We start from the raw sequence: 14,038 nt of genomic DNA, 5'->3' as shown, positions 1-14,038 counted from the left end.
CCTACCTCGCCACATCGTCGCCCCTTTTTTTGCAGGACGTTTTCAATGACCACCGAAAAAACCAGCAGCAATCCGATCGAAGACATTTACCCGCTGTCGCCGTTGCAGCAAGGGATGCTGTTCCACTCCCTGCTGCACGAAGATTCCGGTGTGTACCTGATGCAGGATCGCTACCGAATCGGCGGTGCCATTGATGAAGTGGCGTTCCTTGAGTCCTGGCGCCAGGTGGTGGCGCTGCACCCTTCCCTGCGCGCCAGTTTTCAGTGGAAAACCCAGAAGCAACCGGTGCAAGTCATCCATCGCGAGGTCAAGGTGCCGCTGGACACCCTCGACCTGCGCGGGCTCGCTGCGCACGAACAGGAAGCGCGGATTCGCACGCTGCTGGAAGACGAGCAGAAGGTCGGCTTCAACCTCTCGAAGCCGCCGCTGATTCGCTTCCGCCTGGTGCGATTGGCCGATGAATCCTACGAATTCATTCGCAGCTTCCACCACATCCTGATGGACGCCTGGTGCATTTCCCTGGTGACCGTGGACTTCCTCAAGGTCTATGAAGCGCTGTGCAACGACCGCACGCCGGAGCTCAAGAGCCCGCGGCCGTTCCGCGATTACATCCAGTGGCTGCAACGCCAGGATGCGGGCAAGGCCGAGCAGTTCTGGCGCGGCCAGTTGCAAGGGCTGAATGCGCCCACGCCCCTGACCGTCGACAATGGCGTGGCCCGCGACCGCTACACCGATGCGGTGCTGGTGGACGATCAATTGGTTCACCTGAACGAGCAGGAAACCCAGGCACTGGGCGCCTTCTGTCGTCACCGCCGGATCACCCCGAACACGTTTTTCCAGGGGGTCTGGTCGTTGCTGCTGTCGCGCTATAGCGGTCAACGGGATGTGCTGTTCGGCGTCACCGTGGCCGGGCGTCCGGCGGAGCTGACCGGCGTGGCGGAGATGATCGGTCTGTTCATCAATACCCTGCCGCTGCGGGTGTCGGTGGATCCCGAAGCATCGCTTGGCCAGTGGCTGAGCGCGCTGCAAGGGCTGAACGTCGACATGCGTGATTTTGAACACACGCCGCTGACCGACATCCAGGGCTGGAGTGATTTCCCCCGCGGCGAAACCCTGTTCGACAGCATCCTGGTGTTCGAAAACGCCCCGATCGATGAGCAGATTCTGGAAGGCGGTTTCCAGTTCAGCCTCGAAGGCATGGATCACAGCGTGCACACCCACTACGGTCTGACCGTGGTGATCTTGCCCGGCGAGCAGCTGGGCATTCGCGTGTCCTACGACCGCGAGCGTTTCGAGGCGTCGACCATCCAGCGTTTGCTCGGCCATATCGCCAGCCTGGTGCGCGGCATGCTGGCCGCACCGGACGCGCCGCTGGGCAGTTTCGAATTACTGGCTGTCGATGAGCGTCAGCAACTGCTGGGTGAATGGGCGGTCAACCCGCACGACTTCCCGCTGGATCAAAGCTACGCCGAACTGTTTGCCGCGCAGGTCGCCCAACGCGGCGGGCAGATTGCCGCGATCTGCGACGGTGAGTCCCTGACCTACGCCGAACTGGATCAGCGAGCCACTCGCCTGGCGCACGCCTTGCGCGAAGCCGGTGCCGGTGAAGATCAATTGGTCGCGCTGGTCGCCCCCCGTGGCCTGGCGCTGTTGACCATGATGATTGCCGTGTTCAAGGCTGGCGCCGCGATGTTGCCGCTTGAAGTCAATCATCCGCCGGAGCGCCTGCGGGAAATCCTCAGCCTGTCCCGCGCACCGTTGCTGATAGCCAGCGAAGGTTGCAATGCCCTGCTCGACCAATTGCTCAGCGAGCTCGATCAGGCGCCAAAAGCTTTGTTGGCCGAAGCCTGCTGGACATCCGGCAATGAGGCGCCGTTGCCACTGCTCGGCGGCCCGGACAGCCTGGCCTACGTGCTGTTCACCTCGGGTTCGACCGGTACGCCCAAAGGCGTGATGATCGAACAACGGGGCATGCTCAATAACATCTTCGGCAAAGTGCCGGCCCTGGGGCTGAACGCCGAAGACCGGATTCCACAGACCGCGTCGGTGGCCTTCGACATTTCCGTATGGCAGTTCCTCGCCGCGCCCGTACTGGGCGCCACGGTGCACATCCTGCCGGACGACGTGGCACACGACCCGCAACGCCTGCTGCAAGTGATCGCCAGCGAACGCCTTAGCGTACTGGAAATTGTCCCGAGCCTGATGCGCACGCTGCTCGCGCTGTGCCCGTGCGACCTGCAACTGCCTGACCTGCGTTGGGTACTGCCCACCGGTGAAGCCCTGCCGCCGACCGTGGTCCGGGACTGGTTTGCGCGCTTCCCCGACATCGCCTTGATGAACGCCTACGGTCCGGCCGAATGCGCCGACGATGTGGCTTTCCAGCCGATCTTCGAAGCGCCGGACGCCAACGTCAGCCACATGCCCATCGGCCAGCCGACCGCCAACAACCGTCTGTATGTGCTGGACGAATCCTTGCGGCCGGTGCCCGTTGGCGTTGCCGGGGAAATCTGTGTCGGAGGCGTCGGCGTCGGTCGCGGCTACCTGCACGATCCGCAGCGCACCGCTGATGCGTTCATCGACCATCCTCAGCTAGAAGGTCGCCTGTACCGCACCGGCGACCTGGGGCGCTGGCGTGCCGATGGCGTGATCGAATACCTCGGCCGCCGCGACCAGCAGGTGAAATTGCGTGGCCACCGGATCGAACTGACCGAAATCGAACACCGTCTGGCGCAGCACCCGAATGTGCGCGAAGCCGCCGTATTGCTGCGGGAAAACAGCGTCGGCGAAGCCTGGCTGGTGGCCTACTGGTCAGCCCACGACGACACCTTGGGCAGCGACGGACTCAACGAACACCTGCGCGCGCAATTGCCGCCGTACATGGTCCCGGCCGCGTTCGTGTGCCTTGAGCGCTTGCCGCTGAACAACAATGGCAAGGTCGACCGCAAGGCGCTAGCCGCCCAGGAACTGCACTGGCAGGCCGACACCCTGGAAAGTATCGCGCCGCGCAACGAACTGGAAACCGCCGTGGCGAACGTCTGGGCCAATGTCCTGGGACGCGACACAGTGGGCGTGGAAGACAACTTCTTTACCCTCGGCGGGCACTCGCTGCTGGCCACCCAGATCGTTGCGCGCCTGCGCAGCCATTTCAAACTCGACTTGCCGCTGCGGGTGTTGTTCGAACAACCGACAGTGGCACTGCTGGCCGTCGCCATCGCCGCCCGCCACGCCGATGCCGCTGCACCGCAAGCCGCCATGATCAGCACGCCGAAAGCCCAGCCGCGACCGACGCTGTTGCCGCTGTCGTTCTCACAACAGCGCCTGTGGTTCATCGAGCAACTGACACCGGGCACGACGCTGTTCAACATCCCTTTCGCCCTGCACCTCAAAGGTGAACTCAATGTCGAAGCGCTGCACGCCAGCCTGAATGACTTGCTGGTGCGGCATGAAATCCTGCGCACCGGCATCCGCAGCATCGACGGCGTACCTAGCCAGCACATCAGTGAATCGCTGAACATTGCATTGCCGTTCGATGATTTGTCGGGTTTGGCCGCCACGGCTCGCGAAGGGGCGCAATTCAATGCGCTGCAGGAAACCTTCGAGCAACCGTTTGACCTGACCTCGCCGCCGTTGCTGCGGGCGCGATTGCTACGTGTTGCACCGGGTGAACACGTACTGGGCATCGCCCTGCATCACCTGGTCTCGGACGCCTGGTCGGCGACCATTGCCCTGCGCGAACTGGCCCTGGGTTATGAAGCCCGTTGCAACGGCGCCCCCGCCGAATTGCCGGCCTTGCCCGTGCAATACGCCGACTTCGCCCTGTGGCAGCGCGAGCACCTGCAAGGTGCCGAACTCAAGCGCCAACTCGATTACTGGACCACCACCCTGGACCGTCGCAACAGCGAAGGCAGTCCATTGCTGGCCCTGCCCACCGACTATCCGCGGCCCTCGGTGCAGACCTACCGCGCCGGGATCGTGCAGCGTGAACTCAGCGCCGACCTCAGTGCCCGGGTGCAAGCCTTTGCCAGTCGTCTGGGCACCACACCATTCACCGTGTTGTTCGCCGGTTTCGCGGTGTTGATGCACCGTTTGAGTGGCGATGCCACGGTGCTGATCGGGACCCCGGTCACCCACCGTGAACAACCGGGTACCGAAGGCCTGCTCGGCATTTTGCTGAACAACCTGGCGATCCGTGCCGACTTTGAACCGCACGCGGATTTCACCGCGCTGGTGGGTCAAGTGGCCAAGCGCTTGCGCGAAGGCTTGCAGCATCAAGACCTGCCCTTCGAGCAATTGGTCGACAACCTGCAACTGCCCCGCAGCCTCAGCCATGCACCGCTGTATCAAGTGATGGTCGCGCAGCAATTGGCCATGGAGTCGCGCTTGCGTTTCCCGGGGCTGGAATTCGAAGCGCTGGACACCCCGCTCAAGCACTCCGAATGCGATCTGGATCTGCACGTGCTGTGCCCGGCCAATGCGCCGATTCAGCTGGAGTTGATGTTTGCGCTGGACCTGTTCGCCGCCGACAGCGCCCGTCAGACCCTCGCCCGCCTGGAGCATGTGCTCGAACACATGCTCGCCGAGCCGCAACGCCCGGTGGCCGCCCTGCCGCTGCTGATGGCCGCGGAATGGCAACGCACTGTGGTCGAGTGGAACCGCACCGAGATGGAGGTGCCCCAGCACCTGACCTTCGCCCAGCTGTTTGAACAGCAGGCCGAGCGCACCCCGGATCGCGATGCGTTGTGCTTCGAAGGCCAAAGCCTGAGCTACGCCGAACTGAACCGCCGGGCCAACCAGGTGGCGCATTACCTGCGCAGTCGCGGCGTGGTCGCCAATCGCCCGGTGGCATTGTGTGTCGAGCGTTCGCTGGAATTGTTGATCGGTTTGCTGGGCATTCTCAAATCCGGTGGCGCCTATGTGCCGCTGGACCCGACCTACCCGGTGGATCGTCTGGCGTACATGCTTGAAGACGCGCAACCGGCGCTGTTCCTCGGTCAGCACGGCTTGCTGGAACAGTTGGGCGCCGAACTGCCGCGTCTGCGCCTGGACAGCGACGCTGCCCTGTTCGCCGATCAGCCAGACAACAACCTCGCGCCGCTGGCCGGTCCTGATGATCTGGCGTACATCATGTACACCTCCGGCTCGACCGGTAAGCCCAAGGGCACCCTGGTCACCAACGGCTCGGTGGTCAATCTGGCGTGGGCGCGCATCCATGGCCTGTATCGGCGCTATACCGATCAGCCGATGCGCACCAGTTTCAATTATTCGTTTGCCTTCGACAGTTCGGTGGCCGAGCTCATCCTGCTGCTCGATGGCCATAGCTTGTACCTGACCCCGGAAGAGGTGCGCTACGACCCCGAGGCCCTGGCGCAGTTTTTCCGCGAAACCCGTCTGCAAGCCTTCGAGTGCACCCCGGCGCAGCTCAAGGCCTTGCTCGAAAGTGACGGCGTGCGCCGCGGCGAAGTGTATTTGCCGCGCTTCGTGCTGTTTGGTGGTGACGCGGTGGATGCACAACTTTGGAAGCGTCTGCCATCGATTGCCGGCAGCCGCTTCTTCAACACCTACGGCCCGACCGAATGCACCGTGGATGCGACCGGTTGTGCGGTGGATGACTTCCCGGCACGCCCGATCATCGGGCGACCAATCGCCAACGTGCGCACTTACGTGCTCGATGCTTTTCTCAATCCGATGCCGGTCGGCGTTCCGGGAGAACTGCACATCGGCGGTGCCGGCGTGACCCTTGGCTACCTCAACCGCGCCGAGCAGACCGCGAAGGTATTCATCGACGATCCATTCTCGCCGCTGGCGAATGCGCGCATGTACAAGTCCGGCGACCTGGTGCGCTGGCTACCCGACGGCCAGCTCGAATACCTGGGGCGCATGGATCATCAGGTGAAAATCCGTGGTTTCCGCGTCGAGCTGGGCGAAATCGAAGCCTTGATCGGTGCCCAGCCGGGCGTGCGTCAGGCGGTGGTGCTGGCCCGTGAGGACATGCCCGGCGACAAGCGTCTGGTGGCGTATGTCACCTGCGACCAGCAGGCCGACATTAACGCCTGGCGCAAAACCATCGGTGCCGCCCTGCCGGATTACATGGTGCCGTCGGCATTTGTGCTGCTCGATGAATTACCGCTGACCGACAATGGCAAGCTCAATCGCAAGGCCCTGCCAGCGCCGGACATTCAAGCGGCGCCAGACGCCCAGGACCCACCGCGTACCGTCGCCGAGCAGCAACTCGCCGCGTTGTGGGCCGAGCTGCTGAATGTGCCGCTGACGCAGATCGGCCGCGACAGTCACTTCTTCTACCTCGGCGGTCATTCACTGCTGGCGGCGGTGCTGTTTGCCCGTCTGCGCCAACAGTTCGCCACGGTTCCACCGCTGCGGGCAGTGTTCGAACACCCGAGTCTTGATGCTTTGGCTGCATTACTGGGTGATCCGCGGCAAACCCCGGCGGCGACTTTCGTCTCGGCGGCCCGCCCGGCGCGCCTGCCATTGTCGTTCGAACAACAACGCTTGTGGTTCCTCGAACAACTGAGCGTGGGCGGTGGCGAATACAACGTGGTCAGCGCCGTGCAGTTCGACGGTGAGCTGAACACCCAGGCCTTGCAGTGGGCCCTGAACAGCGTGGTTCAACGTCATGAAATCCTGCGCAGCCGGATCGTGCGCGATACCGATGGTGAGTTGGCGCTGGTCATCGAACCACAGGTCAATGTCACCTTGCGCGTGGCAGCACTGGAAGCGGCCACCGACAGCACCTGGCAACAGCTGACCGATGAGGCCATCCATGCCGAAACCGGGCAACGTTTCGACCTGGCGACCCAAGTGCCAATCCGTGCCACGCTGATCCACCGCAGCGGTCGCGCCCAGGCCTTGCTGTTGCTGACCGTGCACCATTGCGCCACCGACGATGCATCCAGCCAGAACCTGTTGAATGAACTGGCGCAGTTCTACACCGCGCAAAGCCAAGGCACCGTCGCCGAACTGCCGAACCTGGCGCTGCAATACCCGGATTACGCGCTGTGGCAGCGTGAATCAGGACAACAGGCGCTGTTCCACAGTCAACTCGAGTACTGGCGCACACAACTGGAAGACGGCAATTATCTGCTGGACTTGCCCACCGAACAGGGTCGTCCAAACCAGCTCGACCCTGCCGCCGGCGCGGTACAGCTGCAATTGCCGCCAGAACTGGCGGGACGCTTGCGTCAGTTCGCCCAACAACGCGGTGCCACCCTGTACATGCTGATGCTCAGCGCGGCGCAGTTGTTGTTGGGACGTTACGCCAACCAGCGCGACGTGCGGGTCGGCAGCCCGGTTGCCCAACGTCCATTGGCCGAATTGCAGCCGCTGATCGGTTGCTTCGTCAACACCTTGGTGATGCGCGCCGACCTCGATCCGGCGCTGGATTTCGAAGGCTTGCTGAGCCAGGTGCGCAACCGCGTGCTGGACGCGCAACAGCATCAGGACGTGCCGTTCGATCAGGTGGTCGAAAAGCTCGCACCGGAACGCAGCCTCGGCCAGACGCCACTGTTCCAGGTGCTATTCGTGATGCAGAACGCTGACGCGTCGGCCAGTCACTGGCCATCGTTGCAAGTGCGCGAACGGGCGGTGACCGCCCAAGCCACCAAGTACGACCTGAACTGGGAAGTGCATGATGGTGAAGTGCTGTCGGTGCTGCTCGAATACCGCACCGCGCTGTTCAGCGAAACCACCGCCCGGCGTTGGCTGGCGCAGTGGCAAGCGCTGCTGGAAACCATGCTCGATGCGCCACAGACTCGCCTCGGCGACTGGTCACCGTTGGCGGCGTCTGAGCGTCAACGTCAACTGGTCGAGTGGAACGCCACCGAACGTCATTACGCCGGCCCGACCAATCTGCACACGGCGCTGACTCAACAGGCCGCCCTCAGCCCCAACGCCCCGGCGCTGGTGTTCGACGGCCAGCGCCTGAGTTACGCCGAACTGGATCAGCGCGCGCAAACCGTTGCCCGCGCCTTGCGTGCGGCCGGAATCGGCCGCGAGGCCATTGTTCCGGTGTGCATGGAGCGCTCCGTGGAAATGGTCGTCGCCCTGCTCGGCATCGTGCATGCCGGCGCCGCGTGGCTGCCGCTGGACCCGGAATTGCCGGCCGCGCGTTTGGCCTTCCTGATCGAGGACGCCGATGCGCAAGTCACCTTGACCCAGCCACAGTGGCGGTCGAAGTTACCGGCCGGGCACATCGCCTGGACCCTCGACGCCTTGCCCCAGGCGCCCGCGGGCGAACCGCTGAGCGTTGAGGCGGGCGACCTGGCCTACGTGCTCTACACCTCTGGTTCCACCGGCCAACCCAAAGGCGTGATGAACGAACACGGCGCCTTGATGAACCGTCTGCACTGGATGCAGGACGCCTTCCCGATTGGCCCCAACGACCGAGTGTTGCAGAAAACCCCGTACAGCTTCGACGTGTCGGTGTGGGAGTTCTTCTGGCCGCTGATCACCGGTGCCACGCTGGTGGTCGCTCGCCCGGACGGCCATCGTGACCCGGCCTACCTCAGCGAGCTGATCCGGCAGGAACAGGTCACCACCCTGCACTTCGTGCCGTCGATGCTGCGCGCGTTTGTCGAAGAGCCGAGCCTGGTCCATTGCCACAGCCTGCGTCAGGTGTTCGCCAGCGGCGAAGCACTGCCGGTGGATCTGGTGCGCCGCTTCATGAGCCAACACCCGGCGGCGCTGGTCAACCTTTATGGCCCGACCGAAGCGGCGATTGACGTCTCGGTCTGGCGCTGCTCGGTGGACGACGTGAGCGTGCCGATCGGCAAACCGATCGCCAACCTGCGCCTGTACATCCTCGACGAGGCCCTGCAGCCATTGCCGATCGGCAGCATCGGCGAGCTATACATCGGCGGGGTCGGCGTGGCGCGCGGTTACCTGAAACGTCCAGACCTGACCGAGGAACGTTTCCTCGCCAGCCCGTTCATCGACGGTGATCGCCTGTACCGCACCGGCGACCGTTGCCGCTTCCTCGCCGATGGCAACATCGAATACCTGGGGCGTCTCGACCATCAGGTGAAGCTGCGCGGCCAGCGCATCGAGCTGGGGGAAATCGATGCTGAACTGCTCATGCAACCGGGCGTTCGCGACGCGGCGACGTTGTTACTCGATCAGCGTCTGGTGAGCTTCTGGTGTGGTGACGCCGATGAAGCGGCACTGCGCGCGGCATTGAGCGACAGCCTGCCCTCGCACATGCTGCCAAGCCTTTGGGTGCACCTGGACAGCCTGCCGCTCAACAGCAACGGCAAACTCGACCGCAAGGCGTTGGCCGCCACGGCATTGCCGGAAACCAACAGCGACCGACCACACACCGCGCCGCGCAACGCCACCGAAACGGTGCTATGCGAATTGTTCAGCGAAGTGCTGGAATGCCCGTTGGTGGGGATCGACGATCACTTCTTCCATCTCGGCGGGCATTCCTTGCTGGCCACGCGACTGGTCGCTCGGGTCCGTGAACGCCTGGGCGCCACCTTGCCATTGGCGCTGGTATTCGCCCAACCGACGGTGGCGGCGCTGGCCGGTCATCTGCGCGCGGCGATGCCAGGGGAGCTGATCACCGCACAACCGCGTCCGGCACAACTGCCGCTGGGTCTGGCTCAGCAACGGTTCTGGATGCTCAGTCGTCTGGTGCCGGATTCGCGCGAGTACCACATGCCATTCGCCCTGACTTTGCGCGGCGACCTTCAGGTCCCGGCCTTGCGTGAGGCATTCGAGCAGGTCAGCGAGCGCCATCTGGTGCTGCGCAGCCGCATTGTCGAAGTCCAGGGCGAGCCGCAGCTGCTGATCGACGATCAAGGCCCGGCGCTCGAGGTCACGTCGGTCGCCACGCAGGACTGGACAGCGACTTGCGCCAACGCAAAGAACGAGCTGATGGCGCCGTTCAATCTGGCCACCGCCGCACCTTGGCGTGCGCATCTGTTGCAACGGCAGTACAGCAACGAAAGCCTGTTGCTGGTTTGCCTGCACCACAGCGCCACCGACGGCTGGGCGATGCAATTGCTGATCGACGAATTGGCCCAGGCCTACACCGCCAGCCTTAAAGGGCAGTCGCCCGCCTGGACGGCGCTGGAGGTCGACTATGTCGATTTCGCCCTGTGGCAACAGCACCCGGACACCCAGGCTCGACGCAATGACAGCCTGGATTACTGGAAAAACCACCTCGGCGAGGACGATTACCAACTCGACCTGCCCCTGGACCATCTACGCGGCGCCGAAGCGGATCGTCGCGCCCAACTGCTGACAGTCAGCCTCGGCGCCTCGCGTGCCGAAGCCATCCGCCAGTTCGCCCGTCAACGCGGCACCACCAGCTACGTGGTACTTGCGACGGCACTGAGCGCGTTGCTGGCTCGTTACAGCGGTCAACGCGACATTCGCCTCGGCACCCCGGCGGACCAGCGCGACCAACCGCAAACCCAAGCGTTGCTGGCGTGTCTGGTGAATACCCTGGTGATCCGCAGCGACGTCGATCAACAGGCTCCGGCCGAGCAGTTGCTGGCCAGCCTCGAGACCGATCTGCGCGCGGCCCAGGCCCATGCCGACCTGCCGTTTGCCACACTGGTCGGCGCCGTGGCCCAGCGCCGCGACCTGAACCGCACGCCGTTGTTCCAGGTGATGTTCTCCCTCAACCACGGTCGCATGGACAGCAGCCAATGGCCGGGCCTGAACATCGAAGAGCAGACGCTGCCGGTGATCGATGCCAAGTTCGAACAGAGCTGGGAAGTCCAGGACGACGGCGTCGACATGACCCTCGCGCTGGAATATCAATCGGCGCTGTTTGACGAGGCGACGATGCAGCGCTGGAGCGCGCAATGGTGTGCCCTGCTGGACGCGTTGGTGACAACGCCTGAGCTAGCACTGGTCGAGTTGTTCCCGCAACAACAGGATCAGCAGCAACTGGATCGCTGGAACGCCACCGAGCGTCATTACACCGGCCCGACCAACCTGCACACGGCCCTGACTCAACAAGCGGCCCTCAGCCCCAACGCCTCGGCGCTGGTGTTCGACGGCCAGCGCCTGACTTATGCCGAACTGGATCAGCGCGCGCAAACCGTTGCCCGCGCCTTGCGTGCGGCCGGAATCGGCCGCGAGGCCATTGTTCCGGTGTGCATGGAGCGCTCCGTGGAAATGGTCGTCGCCCTGCTCGGCATCGTGCATGCCGGCGCCGCGTGGCTGCCGCTGGATCCGGAGTTGCCGGCCGCGCGCCTGGCCTTCCTGATCGAGGACGCCGATGCCCGGGTCACCTTGACCCAGCCACAGTGGCGGTCGAAGTTGCCGGCCGGGCACACCGCCTGGACCCTCGACGCCTTGCCCCAGGCGCCCGCGGGCGAACCGCTGAGCGTTGAGGCGGGCGACCTGGCCTACGTGCTCTACACCTCCGGTTCCACCGGCCAACCCAAAGGCGTGATGAACGAACACGGCGCCTTGATGAACCGTCTGCACTGGATGCAGGACGCCTTCCCGATTGGCCCCAACGACCGCGTGTTGCAGAAAACCCCGTACAGCTTCGACGTGTCGGTGTGGGAGTTTTTCTGGCCGCTGATCACCGGTGCCACGCTGGTGGTCGCTCGCCCGGACGGCCATCGTGACCCGGCCTACCTCAGCGAGCTGATCCGGCAGGAACAGGTCACCACCCTGCACTTCGTGCCGTCGATGCTGCGCGCGTTTGTCGAAGAGCCGAGCCTGGTCCATTGCCACAGCCTGCGTCAGGTGTTCGCCAGCGGCGAAGCACTGCCGGTGGATCTGGTGCGCCGCTTCATGAGTCAACACCCGGCGGCACTGGTCAACCTTTATGGCCCGACCGAAGCGGCGATCGACGTCTCGGTATGGCGCTGCTCGGTGGATGACGTGAGCGTGCCGATCGGCAAACCGATCGCCAACCTGCGCCTGTACATCCTCGACGAGGCCCGGCAGCCACTGCCGATCGGCAGCATCGGCGAGCTGTACATCGGCGGGGTCGGCGTGGCGCGCGGTTACCTGAAACGTGCGGACCTGACCGAGGAACGTTTCCTCGCCAGCCCGTTCATCGACGGTGATCGCCTGTACCGCACCGGCGACCGTTGCCGCTTCCTCGCCGATGGCAACATCGAATACCTGGGACGTCTCGACCATCAAGTGAAACTGCGCGGCCAGCGCATCGAGCTGGGGGAAATCGACGCGGCTCTGCTGAGCCAGCCCGCCATCACCGGTGCCTGCACCCTGGTGATCGACAATCGATTGGTAGCGTTCTACAGCAGCAACGCGGCGCAATCAGGCCTCGATACGTTGCTCGCCGCCGAATTGCCGGCCTACATGGTACCGGCGGTGTGGGTTGAAGTGCCGACCTTGCCCCTGACCACCAACGGCAAGATCGACCGCAAGGCCTTGGCTGCCCTGCCACTGCCGCAGACCCAGGAAGATTACGCCGCACCGCGCAACAAACTGGAAACCCTGCTCTGCCAACTGTTCGGTGAACTGCTCGGTGAGTCCCTGACCGGTGGCCGTGAAGTCGGGACTTCGGACAGCTTCTTCGCGTTGGGCGGCGATTCGATTCTCGGTTTGAAACTGATCTCGCGATTGCGCGAACAGGGTTACTCGCTGACGCCCAAAGACCTGTTCCGCTCGCCGACCCCGGCGGCACTGGCGCAGGTGGCCAGTCCGTTGCTGACTCTGGCCGAACAAGGTGATGTGACCGGTGCGATGCCGTTGATGCCGTTGCATCAGTGGTTCTTCGACCAACAACAGCCGCAAGCGGCGTACTGGAATCAGTCGGTATTGGCCGATAGCGATCGTCGTCTGCAGCCGGCCCTGGTGCAGGCGACGCTGGATCGGCTGGTGGCCCACCACGATGCCTTGCGCCTGCGTTTCGCCGAGGTTGACGGGCAATGGCAGGCGCACATCGCACCGGTATCGCCCGCTCGTTTGATCTGCTGCGAACAGCCTGAGCAACTGCAGCAAGTCGCGCAAAGTCTGGACCTGCAACATGGCCCGCTGTTCGCGGCGGCATTGCTGGAGGGCGAACCGCAACGCCTGTATCTGGTCGCGCATCACCTGGTCGTCGACGCCGTGTCATGGACACCGCTGCTGGAAGATTTCCAGCAGCTGTATCAAGGGCTGGAGCGAGGCGAGAATCCAGGCCTGCCGGCGAAAACCACGTCCTACCGTCAATGGGCCGAATACCTGCACGCCCATGCCGGCAAGGTCAGCGCCGAACAGCGCTACTGGAATGCCCAGACCGCAGTGAACACCGCGCCCGTGGCCACGGTCGCCGAGCGTCAAACCTTGTCGGCCCGTTGGGATGCGGCGCGCACTCATCAATGGCTGACCGAGTCCCACGCCGCCTATCGCACACAACCGGAAGAGCTGCTGATCGCCGCCCTCGCCGCCACCCTGGCGGAAGCCGAAAGCCGCGCCGACATCGTGGTCGATCTGGAGCGCCATGGTCGCGATGCGCCGTTCGAGGGCCTGGATGTCAGCCGCACCGTCGGCTGGTTCACCACCCTCTATCCGTTGCGGGTGAAATCCAGTGGTGCCCCTGGCGAACGAGTGCGCGATGCCAAGGAAGCGTTGCGCGCCGTGCCGGGCAATGGCCTCGGCCACGGGCTGCTGCGCCAGCGCGGCGCGTTGCCGCCAAGCCGTGGCGATGTGTTGTTCAACTACCTGGGGCATGAGCAAACGCCACAGGGCTGGTTGCGCGCCAGCAGCCTGACCGCGCCGCCGGAAGTGGCACTGGCCAACCGCGTGAGCCATGGCCGTGAAGTGGTGGCCTGGCTGGAAGACGGCGTGTTGCATATCCACTGGCACAGCGTCACGCCGAGCGCCGACAGTCGCTTGCCCGCTCGCTTGCTGGAGCATTTGCAAGCGCTGGTCGGGCATTGCCTCGACCCACAGGCGGGGGCGCTGATGCCCTCGGACTTCCCGCTGGCCAAAGGCATGAACCAGAAGTCTCTGGACATGCTGCTCAAACGCCTGGGGCCGAGGAAGTGAGCCCCGCCATCGCCCTGAATTTGACTTCGGAGTGCGCCGCTCGCGGCGCACGTGCCTC

General features: G+C 64.1%; 1 protein-coding gene. It reads left to right on the top strand.

The genetic code is table 11. The features are described from left to right. Positions 1-45 precede the first annotated feature (45 nt). The gene (locus tag ABH909_RS14145) at positions 46-13,980 is read left to right on the top strand and encodes a non-ribosomal peptide synthase/polyketide synthase (protein WP_429434012.1); all 13,935 of its coding nucleotides are present in this window, start codon (positions 46-48) and stop codon (positions 13,978-13,980) included. The last annotated feature ends 58 nt before the right edge of the window (positions 13,981-14,038 follow it).

The sequence above is a fragment of the Pseudomonas sp. BS3782 TE3695 genome (genome assembly GCF_050435305.1).
Taxonomy (GTDB): domain Bacteria; phylum Pseudomonadota; class Gammaproteobacteria; order Pseudomonadales; family Pseudomonadaceae; genus Aquipseudomonas.
This window is presented reverse-complemented; position numbering and strand designations above follow the sequence as displayed.

What these genes read in the sequence shown, in the direction of transcription:
- ABH909_RS14145 (WP_429434012.1), top strand. Translation starts at nt 46, where the DNA reads ATGACCACCGAAAAAACCAGCAGCAATCCGATCGAAGACATTTACCCG.